Origin of the sequence: Streptomyces sp. NPDC090088, from assembly GCF_044747345.1 — a bacterium.
In the GTDB taxonomy this organism is placed as follows: Bacteria; Actinomycetota; Actinomycetes; order Streptomycetales; family Streptomycetaceae; genus Streptomyces.
This window is the reverse complement of record NZ_JBIVDZ010000001.1, coordinates 1,062,628-1,082,891: the sequence shown is the minus strand read 5'-3', so window position 1 is coordinate 1,082,891 and position 20,264 is coordinate 1,062,628. Positions and strand designations below refer to the sequence as shown.

19 protein-coding genes are annotated in these 20,264 nt (G+C 72.8%); 10 read left to right on the top strand and 9 right to left on the bottom strand.

Annotation, left to right across the window (positions count from 1 at the left end):
* Nucleotides 1–59: 59 nt before the first annotated feature.
* A complete protein-coding gene (locus ACIPSJ_RS04815; protein ID WP_355712995.1) occupies nt 60–473 on the top strand; it encodes a transglycosylase SLT domain-containing protein in 414 nt (137 codons plus the stop codon).
* Between the two features lie 123 nt (nt 474–596).
* Here the strand turns inward: ACIPSJ_RS04815 and ACIPSJ_RS04810 are convergent, their stop codons facing one another.
* Nucleotides 597–1,838 (bottom strand): cytochrome P450, encoded by a 1,242-nt coding sequence (locus tag ACIPSJ_RS04810; protein ID WP_401343403.1) that lies wholly within the window; start codon nt 1,836–1,838, stop codon nt 597–599.
* Between the two features lie 274 nt (nt 1,839–2,112).
* Here ACIPSJ_RS04810 and ACIPSJ_RS04805 point away from each other — a divergent pair, with 274 nt between their 5' ends.
* Nucleotides 2,113–3,282 carry a steroid 3-ketoacyl-CoA thiolase gene (locus ACIPSJ_RS04805; RefSeq protein WP_355713001.1) on the top strand — a complete coding sequence of 390 codons (1,170 nt, stop codon included), beginning with the start codon at nt 2,113–2,115 and terminating at the stop codon, nt 3,280–3,282.
* A 105-nt stretch (nt 3,283–3,387) separates the two neighbouring features.
* Here the strand turns inward: ACIPSJ_RS04805 and ACIPSJ_RS04800 are convergent, their stop codons facing one another.
* On the bottom strand, nt 3,388–5,424 hold the full coding sequence (locus tag ACIPSJ_RS04800) for a bifunctional glycosyltransferase 87/phosphatase PAP2 family protein (RefSeq protein WP_401343399.1): 2,037 nt from the start codon (nt 5,422–5,424) through the stop codon (nt 3,388–3,390).
* A 374-nt stretch (nt 5,425–5,798) separates the two neighbouring features.
* Between ACIPSJ_RS04800 and proP the strand changes: the two genes are divergently transcribed.
* The 3 genes from proP (at nt 5,799) to ACIPSJ_RS04785 (ending at nt 9,480) form a co-directional block, all read left to right on the top strand.
* Nucleotides 5,799–7,193 carry a glycine betaine/L-proline transporter ProP gene (gene proP, locus ACIPSJ_RS04795; protein ID WP_401343397.1) on the top strand — a complete coding sequence of 465 codons (1,395 nt, stop codon included), beginning with the start codon at nt 5,799–5,801 and terminating at the stop codon, nt 7,191–7,193.
* A gap of 329 nt (nt 7,194–7,522) precedes the next feature.
* Nucleotides 7,523–8,698 carry a DUF2330 domain-containing protein gene (locus ACIPSJ_RS04790; protein WP_401343394.1) on the top strand — a complete coding sequence of 392 codons (1,176 nt, stop codon included), beginning with the start codon at nt 7,523–7,525 and terminating at the stop codon, nt 8,696–8,698.
* A 110-nt stretch (nt 8,699–8,808) separates the two neighbouring features.
* Nucleotides 8,809–9,480: a class I SAM-dependent methyltransferase gene (locus tag ACIPSJ_RS04785; RefSeq protein ID WP_390970382.1), complete on the top strand. Its 672-nt coding sequence runs from the start codon at nt 8,809–8,811 to the stop codon at nt 9,478–9,480.
* 33 nt (nt 9,481–9,513) lie between these two features.
* On the opposite strand, the gene ACIPSJ_RS04780 is transcribed toward ACIPSJ_RS04785, so the two are convergent.
* Nucleotides 9,514–9,903 (bottom strand): hypothetical protein, encoded by a 390-nt coding sequence (locus tag ACIPSJ_RS04780; RefSeq protein ID WP_359208230.1) that lies wholly within the window; start codon nt 9,901–9,903, stop codon nt 9,514–9,516.
* Between the two features lie 103 nt (nt 9,904–10,006).
* Between ACIPSJ_RS04780 and ACIPSJ_RS04775 the strand changes: the two genes are divergently transcribed.
* On the top strand, nt 10,007–10,468 hold the full coding sequence (locus ACIPSJ_RS04775) for a DUF1992 domain-containing protein (protein WP_401343390.1): 462 nt from the start codon (nt 10,007–10,009) through the stop codon (nt 10,466–10,468).
* Here ACIPSJ_RS04775 and ACIPSJ_RS04770 read toward each other — a convergent pair.
* Nucleotides 10,457–11,386: a hypothetical protein gene (locus ACIPSJ_RS04770; protein WP_401343388.1), complete on the bottom strand. Its 930-nt coding sequence runs from the start codon at nt 11,384–11,386 to the stop codon at nt 10,457–10,459. The genes ACIPSJ_RS04775 and ACIPSJ_RS04770 overlap by 12 nt on opposite strands.
* Before the next feature lie 5 nt (nt 11,387–11,391).
* Entirely contained in the window at nt 11,392–12,048 is a 657-nt protein-coding gene (locus tag ACIPSJ_RS04765) for a hypothetical protein (RefSeq protein WP_359208235.1), read from the bottom strand.
* Nucleotides 12,049–12,223: 175 nt separating this feature from the next.
* On the opposite strand from ACIPSJ_RS04765, the gene ACIPSJ_RS04760 reads away from it, so the two are divergent.
* Nucleotides 12,224–12,724 carry a GNAT family N-acetyltransferase gene (locus ACIPSJ_RS04760; protein WP_401343385.1) on the top strand — a complete coding sequence of 167 codons (501 nt, stop codon included), beginning with the start codon at nt 12,224–12,226 and terminating at the stop codon, nt 12,722–12,724.
* Here the strand turns inward: ACIPSJ_RS04760 and ACIPSJ_RS04755 are convergent.
* Nucleotides 12,717–14,783, bottom strand: coding sequence for a DHA2 family efflux MFS transporter permease subunit (locus ACIPSJ_RS04755; protein WP_401343382.1), 2,067 nt, complete (start codon nt 14,781–14,783; stop codon nt 12,717–12,719). The two genes, ACIPSJ_RS04760 and ACIPSJ_RS04755, sit on opposite strands and share 8 nt — an antisense overlap.
* Nucleotides 14,784–14,945: 162 nt before the next feature.
* Nucleotides 14,946–15,608 (bottom strand): hypothetical protein, encoded by a 663-nt coding sequence (locus tag ACIPSJ_RS04750; protein WP_401343379.1) that lies wholly within the window; start codon nt 15,606–15,608, stop codon nt 14,946–14,948.
* On the opposite strand from ACIPSJ_RS04750, the gene ACIPSJ_RS04745 reads away from it, so the two are divergent.
* Nucleotides 15,601–15,858 (top strand): peptidoglycan-binding domain-containing protein, encoded by a 258-nt coding sequence (locus tag ACIPSJ_RS04745; RefSeq protein WP_359208245.1) that lies wholly within the window; start codon nt 15,601–15,603, stop codon nt 15,856–15,858. The genes ACIPSJ_RS04750 and ACIPSJ_RS04745 overlap by 8 nt on opposite strands.
* Before the next feature lie 109 nt (nt 15,859–15,967).
* On the opposite strand, the gene ACIPSJ_RS04740 is transcribed toward ACIPSJ_RS04745, so the two are convergent.
* Nucleotides 15,968–16,627, bottom strand: a complete 660-nt coding sequence (locus ACIPSJ_RS04740) for an HAD-IA family hydrolase (protein WP_401343377.1) — start codon at nt 16,625–16,627, stop codon at nt 15,968–15,970.
* 149 nt (nt 16,628–16,776) lie between these two features.
* On the bottom strand, nt 16,777–17,358 hold the full coding sequence (locus ACIPSJ_RS04735) for a TMEM165/GDT1 family protein (RefSeq protein ID WP_355710914.1): 582 nt from the start codon (nt 17,356–17,358) through the stop codon (nt 16,777–16,779).
* Nucleotides 17,359–17,779: 421 nt separating this feature from the next.
* On the opposite strand from ACIPSJ_RS04735, the gene ACIPSJ_RS04730 reads away from it, so the two are divergent.
* Nucleotides 17,780–18,424, top strand: coding sequence for an HNH endonuclease family protein (locus ACIPSJ_RS04730; protein WP_359208252.1), 645 nt, complete (start codon nt 17,780–17,782; stop codon nt 18,422–18,424).
* Nucleotides 18,425–18,488: 64 nt separating this feature from the next.
* Nucleotides 18,489–20,114, top strand: coding sequence for an alkaline phosphatase D family protein (locus ACIPSJ_RS04725; RefSeq protein ID WP_401343373.1), 1,626 nt, complete (start codon nt 18,489–18,491; stop codon nt 20,112–20,114).
* Nucleotides 20,115–20,264 lie beyond the last annotated feature (150 nt).

Genomic DNA, 20,264 nt, shown 5'->3' with positions numbered 1-20,264 from the left:
CCCGTCCCGCGGGATTCCGGAGCACGGCGACTTCCTGTCCCCGACGAACGAGGTTCTCCGTGTCCGTGTCCATCATCCGCCGCATCGCTTCCCCGAAGAAGGTCCTCACCGCCGCCGCCGTGGCCGCCGCCACCGCCGGTATGGCACTGAGCGCGGCGCCCGCCCAGGCCGCCACCACCTCGGCCTCCTCCGCTCAGGCGATCGCGCACAAGATGATTCCGGACGCCGCGCAGTTCAACGCGTTCAGCAAGATCGTCTCGCACGAGAGCGGCTGGAACCCCTCCGCGACCAACTCGTCCTCCGGCGCCTACGGCCTGGTCCAGGCCCTGCCCGGCTCGAAGATGGCGTCCGCCGGCTCCGACTGGAAGACCAACCCGGCCACCCAGATCAAGTGGGGTCTGGACTACATGAACTCCCGCTACGGCAGCCCCACGGCCGCCTGGAGCTTCTGGCAGGCCAACGGCTGGTACTGAGCCGCCCGACCAGCTCTCCCCTGCGCTTCCGGCACCCTCGCCCCTTTCCTCTGGGCGAGGGTGCCGACGTATGCCCGGACGGGCCGGCGGCGCCGGGAGCCGTCGGCCCGGGTTCGGAGGGGACTACGGCCGTTCCGTGGTGACCTGGAGGTGCTTCACCCCGTTGATCCACGCCGAGCGGAGCCGGTCCGGGTCGCTGACCAGCCGCAGGTCCGGCATCGCGTCGGCGATGGCGTTGAAGATCAGGTCGATCTCCAGGACGGCCAGGGACTTGCCGAGGCAGTAGTGCGGGCCGCCGCCGCCGAAGCCGAGGTGGGGATTGGGGTCGCGGGTGATGTCGAAGGTGTCGGGGTCGGTGAAGACCTCGGGGTCGTGGTTGGCGGAGGCGTAGAAGACGCCGACCCGGTCGCCCTTGCGGATCAGCTTGCCGCCCAGTTCGGTGTCCTGGGTGGCGGTGCGCTGGAAGGAGTTGACCGGGGTGGCCCAGCGGACGATCTCCTCGGCGGCGGTCGCCGGGCGCTCGCGCTTGTAGAGGTCCCAGGCGTCCGGGTGGGTCAGGAACGCGTGCATGCCGTGGGTGATGGCGTTGCGGGTGGTCTCGTTGCCGGCCACCGCGAGCATCAGCACGAAGAAGCCGAACTCGTCGGAGTTCAGGTTGCCCTCGTCCTCGGCCGCCACCAGCGTGGAGACGATGTCCTTGGCCGGGCACTGCTTGCGGTCGGCGGCCATGTTCATCGCGTACGCGATCAGCTCGGTGGCGGACTCGGCGCCCACCGCCTCGGTGATCGCGTACTCCGGGTCGTCGTACGAGATCATCTTGTTGGACCAGTCGAAGATCTTGGCCCGGTCGTCCTGCGGGATGCCGATCAGCTCGGCGATCGCCTGGAGGGGGAGCTCGCAGGCGACCTCGGTGACGAAGTCGAAGGGTCCCGAGTGGGCGCGGGCCGCCTCGACGATCGCCCCGGCCCTGCTGCGCAGCCGTTCCTCCAGGGCGCGGATGGAGCGCGGGGTGAAGCCGCGCTGGATGATCTGGCGGACCCGGGTGTGCTCCGGCGGGTCCATGTTGAGCAGGATCAGCCGCTGGGCGTCGATCGCGTCCCGCTGCATGTGCTCGCCGAAGCGGATGATCGCCGTGTTGAGCCAGGACGAGAAGATCTCGGGGTGCGTGGAGACGTACTTGACGTCCGCGTGCCGGGTGACGGCCCAGTAGCCGTCGTCCGCGAACCCGGCGAGGCCGTGCGGCTGTTCGATCCAGCGGACCGGTTCCGCCTGGCGCAGTTCGGCGAACTCCGGGAGCGGCACCCGGTGGTGGAGCAGATCGGGGTCGGTGAGGTCGAACCCGTCGGGCAGCGCGGGACAGGGCATTGGCGACTCACTCCCACCGTGTACGGGCCTGGACATGCGTTCTGGACTTCGGTTCTGACGACCCATCAGAAAGGGTCGGCTGCCGCGAAGGTAATAACGGGTTCTACAAGTCGCAAGGGGCACGGGCGCTCCAATTGCATGCAACCCCCTTGCGGTTGTGGACAGGCTGTCAGCAGACTGCACACAGAACTAGTACGCGTTCTAGTTCTGCGTGGCGGGCCGGGCCGGGACGCCCCTGCGCCGCGCGGGTGACCGAGGAGAGGACCGAGCCCCCATGGCCGCGGAACCCGTGATCGTCGAAGCCGTACGCACCCCCATCGGCAAGCGCGGTGGCGCGCTCGCCAACCTCCATCCCGCCTATCTCCTGGGCGAGACCTACCGAGAACTCCTCGGCCGCACCGGCATCCCCGCCGACTGCGTCGAGCAGATCGTCGGCGGCACGGTGACCCACGCCGGCGAGCAGTCCATGAACCCCGCGCGCACGGCCTGGCTGACCATGGGGCTGCCGTACGAGACGGCGGCGACGACCGTCGACTGCCAGTGCGGCTCCTCCCAGCAGGCCTCGCACATGACCGCCAACATGATCGCCGCCGGCGTCATCGACGTCGGGATCAGCTGCGGGGTCGAGGCGATGTCCCGCGTACCGCTGGGCTCCGGCTCCAAGCACGGGCCGGGCAAGCCCTTCCCCGACGAGTGGAACGTCGACCTGCCCAACCAGTTCGAGGCGGCCGAGCGCATCGCCCGCAACCGGGGCCTGACCCGCGCGGACGTCGACGCGCTCGGGCTGCTCTCGCAGGAGCGGGCGGCGCACGCCTGGGCCGAGGAACGCTTCAAGCGGGAGACCTTCGCCGTCCAGGTGCCGACGACGGAGGAGGAGCAGCACGCGGGGCAGGGCATGTGGCGCCTGGTCGACCGGGACGAGGGGCTGCGGGACACGTCGGCGGAGGCGCTGGCGGGCCTCAAGCCGGTCATGCCCACCGCCGTCCACACGGCAGGCAACTCCTCCCAGATCTCCGACGGCGCCGCCGCGATCATGTGGGCCTCGAAGCGGATGGCCCGCGCCCTGAAACTCCGCCCCCGGGCCCGGATCGTCGCCCAGGCCCTGGTCGGCGCCGACCCGCACTTCCACCTCGACGGCCCGATCGACGCGACCCGCGCCGTGCTCGGCAAGGCCGGCATGTCCCTCAAGGACATCGACCTGGTCGAGATCAACGAGGCGTTCGCGTCCGTGGTCCTGAGCTGGGCCCAAGTCTTCGAGCAGAACCTCGACAAGGTCAACGTCAACGGCGGCGCCATCGCCCTCGGCCACCCGGTCGGCTCCACCGGCGCCCGCCTCATCACCACCGCCCTGCACGAACTGGAGCGCACCGACAAGGAGTTCGCCCTGGTCACCATGTGCGCGGGCGGCGGCCTGGCGACCGGGACGATCATCCAACGGCTCTGAGAAACGCCCCGCGGATCAGCGCCCCGAAAGGGGCGCGGGGAACTGCGCCACCAGCCCCCACCGCGCCGCAGACGAACGACAGCGCATCGGCACTTCCAGCCGGCGTCACCCGGGAGCCGACGCCACCACCGGCTCCCGGTCTTCCTTCTCGGCCCCCACCGCCCGCAGGGCCCGCGGCCCCTGCAGCAGATAGCCGACCCCGAAGCCCGCGCCGACGACCACCGCACCTCCCACCGCGTCCAGCACCCAGTGGTTGCCGGTGGCGATGATCGCCGACACCGTGAGGAGCGGGTGGAGCAGGCCGAGGGCCTTCATCCACCACTTCGGGGCGACCACGGCGATGACGATCCCGCACCACAGCGACCAGCCGAAGTGCAGCGAGGGCATCGCCGCGTACTGGTTGGTCAGCTGGGTGAGCGTGCCGTAGTCCGGCTTGGCGAAGTTCTGCGGGCCGTGGACCGTGTCGATGATGCCGAGGCCCGGCATCAGCCGGGGCGGGGCCAGCGGGTAGAGCCAGAAGCCGATCAGGGCGAAGCCGGTGGCGAAGCCGAGGGCGGTACGGGCCCAGCGGTAGTCGACCGGCCGGCGGACGCACAGGACCGCGAGCACGCTCAACGGCACCACGAAGTGGAAGGACTCGTAGTAGAAGTCGAAGAAGCTCCGCAGCCAGCCGACGCCGAACACGGCGTGGTTGGCCCAGTGCTCGATGTCGAGGTGCAGGAACCGCTCGATGTCGTGGATCTGGTGCCCGTGGCGCTCGGCCCGCAGCCGCCCACTGGTGCCGTCCCCTCCCCCGGCGGCGGCGAGCCGGATCTGCTGGTAGGCGAAGTAGACGAGCCGTATCGCGAGCAGTTCGAGGAAGAGGTTGGGGCGGGTCAGGACCCGGCGCAGCGAGGACGTCAGCGGTATCCGGCGGAAGCGGGACGGGACCGGCGCCGCGTAGTCCGTGGGGACCGGGCGGGCGAACTCCGGGGCGGTCCGGGACACGAAGGGGACGAGCGTGGCCGCGGCCAGCGCCGCGAGCAGCACGGCGTTGTCGCGGACGGGCACGAACAGCGCCTGGTTCGGCAGCAGCGCCTTGGCGGGCAGGGTCATCACCAGGACGACCACGACCGGCCACACCGGGCGGTCGGCGGCCCGCCGCCCGGCCCGGCCGACCACCGCGAGCAGCACCCACAGCAGCTGGTGCTGCCAGGCGGCCGGCGACACCGCCACCACCGCGCAGCCGGTGATCGCCACCGCGAGCAGCAGCTGCCCGTCCCGGGCATAGCGCACCGCGCGGCGCAGCGCGAGGACGGCCACGGCCGCGGCGAGCGCCAGGAACAGGACGATCTCCAGCGGCCCGCTCAGCCCGAACCGCAGCAGCGCGCCGTGCAGCGACTGGTTGGCGAGCGCGTCCGCCTTGCCGCCGAGGCCGGTGCCGGCGATGTGGTGGATCCAGTAGGTGTACGAGTCGTGCGGCATCGCCGCCCAGGCCAGCGCCGTACCCGCGGCGAAGGTCGCGCCGGTGGCGAGGGCGGCCCGGCGGCGGCCGGTGAACCACAGCAGCGGCGCGAACAGCAGCACGGCCGGCTGCAGCGCGGCGGCCAGGCCGATGCACAGCCCGCTGCTCCGCTCCCCGCGCACGGTGAAGCAGCCGAGCAGCACCAGAAGCACCGGGATGATGCTGGTCTGGCCGAGCCAGAGGGTGTTGCGGACCGGCAGCGAGAGCATCAGCAGGCTGATCGCGACCGGGGCGGCCAGCAGTGCGGTACGGCGGCTCACCGGCTGGGGCAGCGCCCGGGCGGCGACCAGCCCGAGGGCGACCACCAGCAGCAGGGTGCCGAAGGTCCAGCCCCAGCCGAGGGCCTGCTCGGCGGCCCGGGTGAGCGGCTTGAGCACCAGCCCCCCGAAGGGGGTGCCGGTGAACCGCGTCGAGTCGTACAGCGACCCGTTGACGTGCAGCACGCCCTCGGGTCCGACCCAGGTCTCCAGGTCCGTCAGCCGTTCCCCGCTCGGCGTGCGCAGCACGACGGCCAGCTGCCGTACGACAAGGACCGCGGCCACCGCCCACAGGCCGAGCCGGACCATCCTGAACCGCGCACCGGCCACCGCCCCACCGAAGGCGTCCCCCGTCCGCCCTCTGTGCTCCACGTTCGCCACGCCCCGTCGGCCTCCCGCCCCGTCCCGCACACCGCTCGTTCGCTCTGAGAACCCTATGAGGCTCCCACCACCTCTGGACAGAGACGCAGGCAACCCCCTCTTCACCTGACGTCCGCCCGCGTTTGGTCCGGAAGACGATAGTGGGCAGGGGGTGCGGTTGCCTCCACGGAGCGCGACAAGGATCACAGTGCGCGCCCCGCGTACGCCCTCAGGAGTGGGCAGACGTCCCTGCGTACACCGCATTTAGCTGCACCGTGCACCGAAGCACGTACAGGCCGTAACGCCCCCAAGTCCCCCTATGGTCACTTTTCGACCCGTCCGCCGCCGCACGGGCCGTGCCCCTTGTCCCCCACGAAAGGCAGGCGAGCCCCGTTTTGGCGACCGCCACAGCTGTCACCCCGTCCGTCCAGGTCCCCGGCCCCCGCGCCGCCGCCCCCGCGCCCGCGCCCGCGCCCGCGCCCACGGTCACCGACCCCGCGCTGGTGAAGCGCGCCGTGAAGGCGGCCGCGCTCGGCAACGCCATGGAGTGGTTCGACTTCGGCGTCTACAGCTACATCGCCGTGACGCTGGGCAAGGTCTTCTTCCCGTCCGGCAACCCGACCGCCCAGCTGCTGTCCACGTTCGGCGCGTTCGCCGCGGCCTTCCTGGTCCGCCCGCTCGGCGGCCTGGTCTTCGGCCCGCTCGGCGACCGGGTGGGCCGCCAGAAGGTCCTCGCCGTGACCATGATCATGATGGCGGCGGGCACCTTCGCGATCGGCCTGATCCCCTCCTACGCGACGATCGGCGTCGGCGCCCCGATCCTGCTTCTCGCCGCCCGCCTGGTGCAGGGCTTCTCCACCGGCGGCGAGTACGCGGGCGCGTCCACGTTCATCGCCGAGTACGCCCCGGACAAGAAGCGCGGCTTCTTCGGCAGCTGGCTGGAGTTCGGCACGCTGGCCGGCTACATCGGCGGCGCCGGCCTGGTGACCCTGATGACGGCCCTGCTCTCCTCCGACGACCTGACCGCCTGGGGCTGGCGGATCCCGTTCCTGATCGCGGGCCCGATGGGCATCATCGGCCTCTACCTGCGGATGCGCCTGGAGGAGACCCCGGCGTTCGCCGCGGAGATGGCGAAGTCCGAGCGGTCCCGCCCCAAGGTCCCGCTGCGCGAGATGATCACCGGCCAGTGGCGGGCCCTGCTCCTGTGCATGGCCCTGGTCCTGGTCTTCAACGTCACGGACTACATGCTGCTGTCGTACATGCCCAGCTACCTGACGAGCGAGCTGAAGTACGACGAGACGCACGGCCTCCTCGTCGTCCTCGGCGTGATGGCGCTGATGATGGTCGTCCAGCCGTTCGCGGGCGCCCTCACCGACCGCGTCGGCCGCCGCCCGGTGATCGCCGCGGGCTGCGCGGGCTTCCTCTTCCTCTCCGTCCCCGCGCTCCTCCTCATCCGCGACGGCAGCCTCCTCGCCGTCGCCCTCGGCATGGGCGCCCTCGGCCTCCTCCTGGTGTGCTTCACCGCGGCCATGCCCGCCGCCCTCCCCGCCCTCTTCCCCACCCGCGTCCGCTACGGCTCCCTCTCCATCGGCTTCAACATCTCCGTCTCCCTCTTCGGCGGCACGACCCCCCTCGTCGTCACCGCCCTCATCGGAGCAACCGGAAACATGATGATGCCCGCCTACTACATGATGGCCGCGGCAGTGATCGGCGGCTTCGCCGCCTGGCGCATGACGGAGACGGCGGGCAAGCCCCTTCCGGGCTCGGCACCCGCTGTGGAAGCAACCTGACGGCAGCGCCCCGCCGGGGGCGCGGGGCCGCACCTATACGGGGCTCCGCCGCGCGGGCGCGACCAGCCCCACCGACCCGCACCCGACCGACCACGGACGGGCGCCCCGCCAGGGGCGCGGGGAACTGCGCGACCAGCCCCCACTCACCCGCACCCGACCACCACCCCCCAACCCCCCGGCACATTCCCACCTGCGCCTTCGAACCAACCGACCACCTCGTCCGTACCGTCGGTAGACAGACGGTGGCTGTCCGGAACGGCTCCTGGTACCACGCCCTCCGCTATACCGTCTGAAGTCCTGATCGACGGTAGGGCGGAGGGCATCGGTTCATGAGCGGCCAGCGTCAACGCAGACACTTACTCGCGGTCCTCCTCATCCTCGCCGCCCTCCAGCTCGGCAGCCTCGCCGCCCCGGCGTACGCCTGCGCCTGCGGCGCCCTCGTCCCCGACGCCGGCCGGCAGGTCGCCGTCGCCCGCGAGGAGTCGCTCCTGCGCTGGGACGGCACCCGCGAACAGATCGTGATGCGGCTGACCGTGTCCGGCGACGCCGACCGCGCCGCCTGGATCATGCCCGTCCCGCACCGCGCCACCGTCGCCCTCGCCGACCCCGCCCTCTTCGACCAGCTGCACACCCTCACCGCCCCGGCCCACCGCACCCGCTACCACTTCTGGCCCCAGGACGGCGACTGGCCCCTGACCACCGGCAGCGGCACGCCCCCCGGCCCGCCGCGCACCGCCCGGCCCCCCGGCGTCGGCGTGGTCGGCCGCCAGCGGCTCGGCCCGTTCGACGTGGTCCAGCTGACCGCCACCGACTCCACCGCCCTGGACGGCTGGCTGCGCAGCAACGGCTTCCCCTTCCCGCCCCGCCTCAGCACCGCCCTGAAGCCGTACGTCCGGCACGGCTGGGAGTACGTGGCGGTCAAGCTCGCCCCGCAGACCGCGGACACCGCGCTGAACGGCGCCCTCGACCCGCTCCACCTCGCCTTCGCCAGCGACCGGCCGGTCTACCCGATGCGGCTGTCCCGGCTCGCGACCACCCCGCAGTCGCTCGGCCTGTACGTCCTCGCCGCGCACCGCATGGAGCCGAGCGCCGCGATCGGCGGCGAGCGTCCGAGGGTCGTCTTCGCCGGCCGCCTCAGCCACCCGTCCGGCGAACTGCGCGAACTCGCCGCCGGCACCCCGTACCTGACGGCGATCGGCCAGGAGTTCCCGCGGCCCTCCCGGATCTCCGCCGACCACGTGCTGCGGCGGGCGTCCTCGGACACCCCTTTCCGGCAGGTCGTCTACACGGACCGGCTGCGCGAGGTCGCCGGTATCCCGGCCTGGCTGCTGACGGTCGGCGGCGCGCTGCTGCTGGTCGGCACGGCCGTCTCGCTGGCCGCCGTACACCGCTCCCGCCGCCCGTCCGGACCGCCGCCACCGCCGACGGCGCCCCCGCCCCCGGCACAGCCGCCGACCCCGCCCGTGCCACCCGCGCCGCCCGAGCCGCCTGCGCCGATCGGCTGAGTTCCGTCCGGCACGGGGCGGTGGATCACCGGCGCGTCCGCCGCCTCAGTAGTGCTATCCAGGTAGCTGTGACCGGACAGCTACCCGGACAGGCGAAAGGCAGCGGACGCATGAGCGGCTCTCAGCTCTGGGACGACGTCGACTTCTACTTCACCAGCCACCTCTCACCGGACGACGAGGCGCTCCAGGCGGCCCTGCGCGAGAGCGAGGCCAACGAACTCCCGCACGCCAACGTCACCGCCAACCAGGGCAAGCTGCTCCAGCTCCTCGCACAGATCCAGGACGCGCGGAACATCCTGGAGATCGGCACGCTGGGCGGCTACAGCACCATCTGGCTGGCCCGCGCCCTGCCCGCCGACGGCAGGCTGATCTCGCTGGAGTACAGCGCCCGGCACGCCGAGGTCGCGGTCCGCAATCTCGCCCGCGCGGGCCTGGAGCGGGTCGTCGAGGTGCGGGTCGGGCCGGCCCTGGAGTCGCTGCCCAAGCTCGCCGACGAGAACCCGGCCCCCTTCGACCTGGTCTTCATCGACGCCGACAAGGCCAACAACCCGCACTACGTGGAGTGGGCGCTGCGGCTCACCCGCACCGGCAGCCTGATCGTCGTCGACAACGTGGTGCGCGGCGGCCGGGTCGTCGACGCCGAGAGCGCCGAACCGGACGTGGTCGGCACCCGCGCCGCCATCGAGCTGATCGCCGCCCACCCGAGGCTGACCGGCACGGCGATCCAGACGGTCGGCAGCAAGGGCTACGACGGCTTCGCGCTGGCCCGGGTGCTCGACTGAGCGGCGTCCCGCGGGGCGCCCGCGGGGTGCGGCTCAACCCTCGTGGTAGAAGCCCACGTTGACGCTGCGCGGGGCGGTGCGGTCCCGGACGACGATCTCGCCGGAGCCGCCCCGGGGCAGCGCCACCGTGCCGCCGTAGGTGAGGGCCTGGGCGTACTCGCCGACCTTCAGCAGCACCTCGGAGGAGGGTTCGGCCTGGGAGCCGCGCAGCCAGGTGACCTGCCAGCCGCCCTCGGGCCCGCACAGGAACTCCAGGTGCACCCGGGAGACGAACAGCCAGTCGTCCGGCGTGGTGAGCCGGCAGACGGAGGCGTCGCGGCCCACCCGCAGCACGGCGCCCGGGTCGCTGGGCGCGTCGGCCATGAGCATTCCGGCCGTCTCGCCCGTCGCCCCGGATACGGAGGCCATGGTGAGTTCGAGCACGTGCGTTCCCCCTGCGCGGTTCCTGGGTCTTTCCTGAGATCCTTCCTGGATCTCGGCCGCATGATAAAACGCCCGGCGGGATCACGTCCGGCACAATGGAGTCATGACCGAGCGAAAGCCACCCGGGGTGCCGTTCGAGTCCTGGGTCGACAAGCAGATCCACGACGCGCAGCGGCGCGGTGAGTTCGATCAACTGCCTGGCGCCGGCGAGCCGTTGCCGGCCGTCCTGGACGCGCCGTACGACGAGATGTGGTGGGTCAAGCGGAAACTGGCCCGCGAGGGCCTCGCGTTCCTGCCGCCGACGCTCGCGCTGCGCAAGGAGGCCGAGGACGCTCTGGCGGCCGCCTACGCGGCGCCCTCGGAGCGGATCGTCCGCAGGATCATCACCGAGGTCAACGTCAAGATCCGCGACATGATGTTCAAGCCGCCGCCCGGCCCCCCGCTGGGCAAGAAGCCGTACGACGTCGAGGAGGTCGTACGGGAGTGGCGGGAGCGCCGGACGGCGGCGGGTGCGGTGGACGCAGTGGCCCCGGAGTCCCCGCGGTCCCCTGGGTCACAGGCTTAGCAGCCGGTCCGCCAGTTCGCGGTAGTCGCGCAGGGCCAGCCGGAGCTGTTCGGTGTCGGCCTCCCCGCCGGACCGCCAGCTGCCGCGCAGGGTGCGGCGGCGCTGTTCGACGGCCTCGGTGACGCGGGCGCCGAGTTCCTCGACGGCCCGGTCGGCCTCCTCGACAGCGGCCCGCGGCTCGTCGACGAACCCACTGACCGCGTGCCGCAGGCGCCGCTCCAGCCGTCCGCACTCCTCGTGCGGCAACAGCCGCCCGCCCCGCCCCGCGTCCGTCCGTTCACGCCCGGGACCGCTGCCAGCCACGAGCCCCGCCGGCCCGGGCGCCTCCCGGCCGTCCCCACGCGACGGCTCCGCCGGTCCCGCCGGGACGTCGCCCTGATCGGTCGCCTTCTCCTCCCGTCCCACGACCGCGTCACGGCCGGAGGCCGAAGCGTCACCCCGACCGGCCGCCCTCCGCTCCCGCCCCGCCACCACGTCACCACCGGAGGCCGAAGCGTCACCCCGACCGGCCGCCGTCCCCTCCCGCCCCGCCACCACGTCACCGCCAGGGGCCGTAACGTCACCCCGGCCTGCCGCCGTCCCCTCACGCCCCGCCACCACGTCACCACCGGAGCCCGAGGCATCACCCCGGCCGGTCGCCTTCTCCCCGCGTCCCGCCAGCGCGTCACCGCCAGGGGCCGTAGCGTCACCCCGGCCGGTCGCCGTCCCCTCCCGCCCCGCCACCGTGTCACCACCGGAGCCCGAGGCATCACCCCGGCCGGTCGCCTTCTCCCCGCGTCCCGCCAGCGCGTCGCCGCCAGGGGCCGTAGCGTCACCCCGGCCGGTCGCCGTTCCCTCGCGTCCCGCCGCCGTGTCACCGCCGGAGGCCGGGGTGTCGTCGGTCGGGCGGTGGGTGGGGTCTGTCCTTGCGTCGGTCATGTCGGTCAACTCTCCTTCGGACGGCTCTGGTCGGCGGAGCCGGGCGCCGGGGCGCCGGTGTCGGCGCCGACAGCGGTGCGGTGGCGGGCGGGTTCGCGGGACGAGGAGGCCGACGGGGCGACCAGGTCGTCGAAGAGGAGGCGGGCCTCGATCAGGGCGGTCCGCATCTCCTCAGTGCCGGCCCGGCTCTGCGGGGTGCCGCCCACGGGCGCCGACGCGGCGCGGTGGACGCGGCGGTAGCCGTCGACGTGGTCGGCGTGGTGCACCGAGAGCGCGGCCACCTGGTCCTCGTACTCGGCACCGGCCGGGAAGCCGCGGGCGGCCGCCAGTTCGGCGAGCAGCCGGTCGGCCTCGGTCACCGACTCCCGTGGCGAGTCGACGAATTGTTCCTGCGCGGTCGTCCAGCGGGCCGCCCAGCGTTCGCGCTCCGCCGGTTCCAGGGGCCGCTCGCGCAGGCCGCCGTGGCGGTCCACCCGCTCGGCGAGCTCCCGCTCGGCCGCCCGCGTGTCACCGCCGTGCTGGGCGACGGCACGCTCGTACTCGGGCCCGAAGCGCCGCTTCAGGCCGCCCGGGCCGCGGCCCCTGGCGCGCGGGGCCAGTACGGCCGCGACGACGACCACGGCGGCCACGATCACGATCGCGATGATCAAACCTGGGGACATGGGTGCCCTCCGGTGTCTCGGCCCGACGGGCCGGCTCGCCCTACGGGTGACCCGAGCGGCGGCCCGCAAACCGCCGAGGGGCGTTCCCGGCAACCGCCAACGGGCCTCCCCCGCCCGCATATCCGGCGCATATCCGGTTGCGCGGGCACCCCCGACCGGCCTGGAATCAGGACCCATGACCTCCTGGACCGTCACCCCCGAACGCCCCGACTCGCCCGTCGCGCTCGCCCTGTGGCGGGCGTACTACACCGAGGTCAGCGACCGCTGGTACCTGCTCCACGAGGGCCGCCGCACCGACCCGGCCGAGCTGGAGCGCGAGGTCGCCGCCCGGACCGGTCCCGAACTCGCCCCGCCCACCGGGCGGTTGCTGATCGCGCGGTACGACGGCGAGCCGGCCGGCAGCGCGGGCGTACGGCTCCTGGACCCGGCCACCGCCGAACTCACCCGTGTCTTCGTGCGCGAGGAGCTGCGCGGCAGGGGCGGTGCCCCGCTCCTGGTCGCGGCGGCGGAGGGCGCGGCGCGTGCGCTGGGCGCCCGGCGGATCGTCCTGGACACCCGCTCCGACCTGGTGGAGGCCCGCTCCCTGTACGCGCGGCTCGGCTACACGGAGACCGGCCCGCACAACGACGACGTCTACGCCGAGCACTGGTTCCGCAAGGAGCTGGCGCTCACCTGACCGGGCCCGCCGACGGGTGCTGCGGCTGCTCGCGTTCGGTGCCGCACAGCTCGTCGGTCAGCTCCCGTACGAGGCGGTCCAGGTCGGTGGGGCGGTCCGGGCTCCACCAGTCGCCCAGCAGGTCGGCCAGGGACGCCTCGCGGGCCTTCGCGAGGCGTTCGGCGACCTCGCGGCCCTGTTGGGTCAACGTCAGGTCCAGGCCCAGGCGTTCGGCGAGGTGCCGCTCCTCCAGCTGGCGGGCGCCCTCCAGGACGACGGTCATCGGGACCGGGCCGCGCTCGGCGAGCTGCCCCGGCTCCACCGAGCCGTACTTGCGGATCCGCAGCAGCAGCCAGCCGGCGGCGGGCAGCAGGTCCACCCCGGCCCGCTCGTTGATCTTCCGGTAGACCTCCCGGCGCCCCTCGCGGGTGCCGAGCACGGACAGCGCCCGGCAGCACTCGTCGTAGGAGGACCGCTGGACCGGGTTGGGCGGGATGGTCTCCGAGGCGTCCGGCGCGGTGACCGACCCGCGCAGCCGGTCCTCCTTGAGGAACCAGGCGAGGACGAAGCCGAGGAGGGCGACCGGGGCCGCGTACAGGAAGACGTCGGTGATCGAGGACGCGTACGCGTGCAGGGCCGCCGGGCGCAGCGCGGGCGGCAGGGCGGCGATGCCGCGCGGGTCGGCCTGGAGGGCGCCCGGGGTGGCGCCGGGCGGGAGGCGGACGCCCCGGAAGGCGTCGGCCAGCTTGTCGGCGAGCCGGCTCGCGAAGACGGAACCGAAGACGGCCACGCCGAAGGAGGCCCCGATGGAGCGGAAGAAGGTCGCGCCGGAGGTGGCGACGCCGAGGTCCTCGTACGAGACGGAGTTCTGCACGATCAGCACCAGCACCTGCATCACCAGGCCGAGGCCGAGCCCGAAGACGAAGAAGTAGGCGCTCATCTCGGCGGTGGAGCTGTGTTCGTCGAGCCGGTGCAGGAGCAGCAGGCCGAGGGCGGTCACGGCGGTGCCGGTGACGGGGAACACCTTCCAGCGGCCGGTGCGGCTGACGATCTGGCCGGAGAGGGTGGAGGACAGCAGCAGGCCGATCACCATCGGCAGCATGTGCACGCCCGACAGGGTCGGCGAGATGCCGTGCACGACCTGAAGGAAGGTCGGCAGGTAGGTCATCGCGCCGAACATCGCGAAGCCGACGATGAAGCTGATCACGGCGGCGAGGGTGAAGGTGCGGATGCCGAAGAGCTTCAGCGGCAGGACCGGTTCGGCGGCCCGGCGCTCGACGGCCACGAAGGCGAGGGCGAGCAGCACCCCGAGCACCGCGAGCCCGATGATCTGCGGCGAGCCCCAGCGCCAGGTCGTGCCGCCCAGCGAGGCCACCAGCACCAGGCAGGTGGCGACGGCGGCGATCAGGAGGGTGCCGAGGTAGTCGATGACGTGGTGGGCCCGGCGGCGCGGGATGTGCAGCGCGGCGGCGATCACGGCGAGCGCGACGACGCCCACGGGCAGGTTGACGTAGAACACCCAGCGCCAGCTCAGCTGCTCGGTGACGACCCCGCCGAGCAGCGGCCCGAGCACACTGGTCGCGCCGAACACGGCACCGAACAGCCCCTGGTAGCGGCCTCGTTCGCGCGGCGGCACGAGGTCGCCGACGATCGCCATCGACAGCACGATCAGGCCGCCGCCGCCCAGCCCCTGCACCGCGCGGAAGGCGATCAGCTGGCCCATGTCCTGGGCCGTCCCGCAGAGCGCGGACCCGATGAGAAAGATCACGATCGCGATCTGGAAGAGCCGCTTGCGTCCGTACTGGTCGCCGAGCTTGCCCCACAGCGGGGTGGCGGCGGTGGAGGCCAGCAGATAGGCGGTGACCACCCACGACAGATGCTCGAGACCGCCCAGGTCGCTGACGATCGTCGGCAGCGCCGTCGCCACGATCGTCTGGTCGAGCGCGGCCAGCAGCAGGCCGAGCAGCAGCGCGCCGATCGGGACGAGCACGTTGCCGGGGACGTGCTCCGCGTCCTTCGCGGTGGGGTGCGTCGTGTCCAGGGCCATGGAGACCTCCCGGGGCTTCGGGCCATCTTCCATCGTGGACGGTGTCACCCGTTATGGCCCGTCGAGTCCCCTTCACGGCCCCTGAAACATGGGGTTCCTGCGAACGTACGTGTGGGTGCTCCGCATAGTCTGTGGAGTTCGTGAGATGCGTGACAGGGGTGGGACGAACACCGTGACGGATACGACCGGGGGCCATCAGTGCCCGGAGTGCGGGGCGCCGAAGGAACCGGACGGCTCGCCCTCCTGCGACTGCAACCAGCGGACGTCCGACGCGCTGCGTGACGCGCGCACGGCCGAGCAGGCCGCCGCGGAGGACTTCGATCCGCTGCGGATACGGCCGTACATCGACATCGAGACCGGCGCGGGAGCGGGCGCCGGCGCCGACGGCGGGGAGACCGAGCCGCTGCCGGTGGTGGCGCAGCCGACGGTGCCGTTGCGGGCGGTGCCGGAGCCGACGGGTCCGACTCCGGGGCCGGCGACGGACGCCCCCGGCGGCTCCCCGGCCGAGGAGCCGCGGCGCCGGCCCCGGCGGGCCCTGCTCCTGGCGGCGGCGGTCGCGGCGGTGGTGGGCGTGGTGGCGGTGGCGGGCATCGTGAGCGGCGCCTTCTCGCACGCGACGCCGACGCGGGACACGGCGGGCCCCGAGGACGTACGGCAGAGCATCCCGGACGTGACCCCGAGCACGGCGTCCCCCTCGGCCGCGACGCCGAGCACCTCGTCCTCGCCCTCGTCCTCGCCGTCCCCCTCCGCCAGCCCGAGCGCGTCGCCGAGCACGTCCTCCTCGCCGTCGAGCGCGGCCCCCTCCCGGACGGCGTCCCGCTCGGCGAGCCCGTCCGTCTCGGCGTCGGCGATGGGCACGGGCGAGTCCGCGCAGCCCACCTCGGGCGGGGTCCTGCGCCCCGGCGACTCCGGCGCGGAGGTCACCGAGTTGCAGCTCCGGCTGGCCCAGCTGAACCTCTACTCGGGGAAGGCCACCGGCCACTACGACCAGAAGACCGAGGACGCGGTGCGGACGTACCAACTGGCACGGGGGATCCTGACCGACGAGTCGGGGGTGTACGGCGCGGCCACGCGGGCGTCATTGGAATCGGAGACGACGGAGCCGTAGGGGGCGGGCCGACAGGGGGCGGTTCGGTGCGTGGTCGGGTGCGGGTGCGTGGGGGCTGGTCGCGCAGTTCCCCGCGCCCCTAAAGGGGCGCTGCCCCCCGCCCCGGGCCTCAGCCGACGTGCAGCTGGATCAGCCCGGCGCCGACGCTCTCCACCCGTACCCCCGTCAGGTCCCGCACCACCGCGTCCGGCCCGTGCACGGCGGCCCGGGCCCCGACCCCCACCACGCGCATCCCGGCCGCCCGCCCCGCCGCGATGCCCGCGCCGGAGTCCTCGAAGACCACGCAGTCGGCAGGGGCGACGCCCAGCTCGGCCGCGCCCTTGAGGAAGCCCTCGGGGTCCGGCTTGCTCGCGCCGACCGACTCCGCCGTGATGCGTACGGTGGGCAGCGGGAGGCCGGCCGCGGCCATCCGGGCGGTGGACAGGGGCACGTCCGCCGAGGTGACGAGCGCGTGCGGCAGGCCGCTCAGCGAGGCGAGGAAGGCCGCCGCGCCGGGCACCTCCATCACGCCGTCCATGTCGGCGGTCTCCTCGGCCAGCATGCGCGCGTTGTCCGCGAGGTTCTGCTTCACCGGCCGGTCCGGCAGCAGTACGGCCATCGAGGCGTGCCCCTGGCGTCCGTGGACGACCTTCATGACCTCGTCGCCGTCCAGCCCGTGCCGCTCGGACCAGCGCCGCCAGATGCGTTCGACGACGGCGTCGGAGTTGACGAGGGTGCCGTCCATGTCGAGCAGGAGGGCGCGGGCGGTGAGAACGACGGTGGCCGGCATCGGCAGCTCCTAAACGGGCCGGGCGGAGAACAAGGCGGCCCCGCCCGCCGGTCAGGGAAAACGGGCGGGAGCCACTTTGTTTCTCTACGGTACAAAACAGAGGGGTGATTCCGCCAGCGCCTTCGCCGACCGTTCACCCACTCTTCAGCTCAGCCCGCGATCGCCTCCCACAGGCTCCACACGCCCAGCGCCAGCATCAGCACGGCGGCGATCTGCGTGATCAGCCGCAGCGGCACCTTCTTCATCAGCGCCTTGCCGCCGACGATGCCGAGACCGGCCACCGCCCACAGGCCCAGCACGGCGCCCAGGCCCACGGAGAGCGGGTCGTCGTAGCGGGCCGCGAGGTTGGCCGTCATGATCTGCGTGAGGTCGCCGAACTCGGCGACCAGGATGAGCATGAACCCGGTGCCGGCGACCTTCCAGAAGGACTGGTCGGCCGGCTTGCGGATCTCCTCGTCCTCCTCGCCCTTCTTCAGCAGCAGCACGGCCGCACCTCCGAGGAAGAGCACGCCGGTGAGCGCGTGCACGATCTGCTGCGGGAGCAGGGTCAGCACGCTGCCCGCCGCGACGGCGAGCACGACATGCAGGAGGAAGGCCGCGGCGACACCGGCGAAGACGTACGACGCCCGGTAGCGCGTACCCAGGACGAGGCCGGCGAGGGCGGTCTTGTCGGGGAGTTCGGCGAGGAAGATGACGCCGAAGACGAGCGCCGTCACGGTGATGCTGATCAAGGGTCCTCAATCGGTAGGGGCCGCCCCACCGAGAGTGCTGCACTTCGCATGTGACACACGACACCTCGGCACGGCAGCACACACGGTCCACCCGTGCCGCGTACGGCACAGGCGTGCACTGCTTGCCGAAGGTCTCGCTGGCGGCCTCCTGATCAAGGTCCGCCTCCGGGCGCCGGCTCAGACGGGCTGAGCAGTATGTCGACGGTCCGGCGAAGAGCTACTCCCCTTCAACGCCGACCACGATACGTGACCCGGCCATCGATCCCAAGGCCGAGGCTCCCACCTGTGAGTCACGTCCCACACCTTGTCGTGTCATGAACACGTCATTAGTTTCTTACCGAACGCTCACCCATCGGCAACACGGCGGCGCGAGCATTCCCTCGCTCGCGCTCCAACACCCCACCCCCACCAGGGAGTTCGCATGCCGAAGTTCTACGCGCGTCGACGAGTCAGCATACTCGCCGCCCTTACCGGACTCATAGCCTCTGCCGCACTCTTCAACTCCCCGAGCGCCTCCGCCGCCCTCCCCACGCCGGTCAGCGCCTCCACCGCCCGCACCTACCTCGCCTCGCTCACCGTGGCGACCGAGAACCGCACCGGCTACGACCGGGACCTGTTCCCGACCTGGATCACCATCAGCGGCACCTGCAACACCCGTGAGTACATCCTCAAGCGGGACGGTACGAACGTCGTCACCAACTCCGCCTGCACCGCCACCAGCGGCAGCTGGTACTCCCCCTACGACGGCGCCACCTGGACCGCCGCCTCCGACCTCGACATCGACCACCTGGTCCCGCTCGCCGAGGCCTGGGACTCCGGCGCGAGCGCGTGGACGACCGCCCAGCGCCAGGCGTTCGCCAACGACATCACCCGCCCGCAGCTCCTGGCCGTCACGGACAACGTGAACCAGTCCAAGAGCGACCAGGACCCGGCCGAGTGGATGCCCTCGCTCACCTCCTACCGCTGCACCTACGTCCGCGCCTGGGTCCAGGTGAAGTACTACTACGGCCTCTCCGTGGACTCCGCCGAGAAGAGCGCGCTCACCAGCTACCTCGCCGGCTGCTGAGTCCCGGAACCTCCCCGCGGTCCTCCGTCGTTCCGTACCGTACGGGGCGACGGAGGAGGGGATCGTGGCCGAACTGCGCCTGGGACCGCTGCTGAGGTACACCGACGGCTCGTCGGCGACCGTCTGGGTCGAGGCGAGCCGTCCGTGCACCGCCGAGGTGCGCTGCCAGGACGGTGCCGGCGGCGCCGCGCGCACCTTCCAGGTGGCGGGCCACCACTACGCCCTCGTCCCGGTCACCGGGCTGACCCCGGGCACCTCACCGTCGTACGAGGTGATCCTGGACTCCACCCGGGTGTGGCCGCTGCCCGACTCCCGGTTCCCGCCCCCGGTGATCCGTGTCCCGGCGGAGGGCGACCGCCTCGACGTGGTCTTCGGCTCCTGCCGCTGGGCCGCGCCCCCGGCCGACGGCCACGACCCGGTCGGCCCGGACGCCCTCGACAGCCTCGCCGCGCGCCTCGCCGCCGGCGGCGAACGGCCCGACGTGCTGCTGCTGTTGGGCGACCAGGTGTACGCCGACGAGACCTCGGAGGCGACCCGCCGCTGGCTGGCCGCCCGCCGCGGCCTCGCGGACCCGCCCGGCGCCGAGGTCGCGGACTACGAGGAGTACACCCGCCTCTACTACGAGTCCTGGCTCGACCCCGAGGTGCGCTGGCTGCTCTCCACGGTGCCCAGCTGCATGATCTTCGACGACCACGACGTGATCGACGACTGGAACACCTCCGCCGCCTGGCTCGCCGACATCCGGGCCACCCCCTGGTGGCAGGAGCGGCTGCTGAGCGGGCTGATGTCGTACTGGGTGCACCAGCACCTCGGCAACCTCTCCCCGGCCGAGCTGGCCGCCGACCCGCTGTACGCCGCCGTGCTCGACTCCCCCGACGGCACCGACGCGTTGCGCGCCTTCGCCGCCAAGGCGGACGCCGACCCCGCCTCGGTGCGCTGGAGCTACCGGCGGGACTTCGGGCGGGTGCGGCTGCTGATGGTGGACACCCGGGCGGCCCGGGTGCTGGACGAGCGGAACCGTTCCATGCTCGACCCCGGCGAGGCCGAGTGGCTGCGCGAACAGGCGCTGGCCGACCGGGAGTCATACGACCATCTCCTGGTCGGCACCTCGCTGCCCTGGCTGCTGCCGCACCTCATCCACGACGTCGAGACCTGGGACGCGGCGCTGTGCCGGGGTGAACGGGGCGCCCGCTGGGCGGAGTTCGGGGAGCGGCTGCGCCGGGCGGCGGACCTGGAGCACTGGGCGGCCTTCCCGGCGTCCTTCGCGGAACTGACCGATCTGTTCGCCCGCGCCGGTTCGGGCCCGGAGGCGCCCGCGACCATCTGCGTGCTCTCCGGGGACGTCCATCACGCGTACATCGCCGAGCCCTCGTGGCCCGCCGGGGTCCCGCTCGACTCGCGTGTGCTGCAAGTCACGTGCTCCCCCGTGCACAACTCCGTGCCGGCGACGATACGGGCCGGTTTCCGGTTCGGCTGGAGCGCCCTGGCCCGGCTCCTCGGGCGCCGGTTCGCCCGGCACGGGCGCTGTGCGCGACCGCCGGTGACATGGCGGAAGAGGGGCGGGCCGTGGTTCGGCAACCAGCTCATGACGCTGACGCTGCACGGCCGTTCGGCCCGGCTGCGGCTGGAGCGGGCCCGCCGCGACGGCGGCCTGGAGACCGTGGAGGAGTCCGCCCTCACCACCTCATGAGGGACAACTGTGGCGTGTGGGACGCGCGTTGGCTTCTGTTAACCGCAACGGCATGATGAGGCGGACCGTCCGCTTCCGATGTCGGCGGATTCCTCGTGGGCGCGGGCTGTCCCGTGTCCGCGGATGTCCCGCGGCCATCGGTGCGGGGAC

Coding starts and splice junctions, on each gene's coding strand:
- ACIPSJ_RS04760 (WP_401343385.1), top strand. CDS start 12,224: ATGACCTCCTGGACCGTCACCCCCGAACGCCCCGACTCGCCCGTCGCG.
- ACIPSJ_RS04775 (WP_401343390.1), top strand. CDS start 10,007: ATGACCGAGCGAAAGCCACCCGGGGTGCCGTTCGAGTCCTGGGTCGAC.
- ACIPSJ_RS04765 (WP_359208235.1), bottom strand. CDS start 12,048: ATGTCCCCAGGTTTGATCATCGCGATCGTGATCGTGGCCGCCGTGGTC.
- ACIPSJ_RS04805 (WP_355713001.1), top strand. CDS start 2,113: ATGGCCGCGGAACCCGTGATCGTCGAAGCCGTACGCACCCCCATCGGC.
- ACIPSJ_RS04745 (WP_359208245.1), top strand. CDS start 15,601: ATGGGCACGGGCGAGTCCGCGCAGCCCACCTCGGGCGGGGTCCTGCGC.
- ACIPSJ_RS04730 (WP_359208252.1), top strand. CDS start 17,780: ATGCCGAAGTTCTACGCGCGTCGACGAGTCAGCATACTCGCCGCCCTT.
- ACIPSJ_RS04790 (WP_401343394.1), top strand. CDS start 7,523: ATGAGCGGCCAGCGTCAACGCAGACACTTACTCGCGGTCCTCCTCATC.
- ACIPSJ_RS04785 (WP_390970382.1), top strand. CDS start 8,809: ATGAGCGGCTCTCAGCTCTGGGACGACGTCGACTTCTACTTCACCAGC.
- ACIPSJ_RS04755 (WP_401343382.1), bottom strand. CDS start 14,783: ATGGAAGATGGCCCGAAGCCCCGGGAGGTCTCCATGGCCCTGGACACG.
- ACIPSJ_RS04810 (WP_401343403.1), bottom strand. CDS start 1,838: ATGCCCTGTCCCGCGCTGCCCGACGGGTTCGACCTCACCGACCCCGAT.
- ACIPSJ_RS04740 (WP_401343377.1), bottom strand. CDS start 16,627: ATGCCGGCCACCGTCGTTCTCACCGCCCGCGCCCTCCTGCTCGACATG.
- ACIPSJ_RS04770 (WP_401343388.1), bottom strand. CDS start 11,386: ATGACCGACGCAAGGACAGACCCCACCCACCGCCCGACCGACGACACC.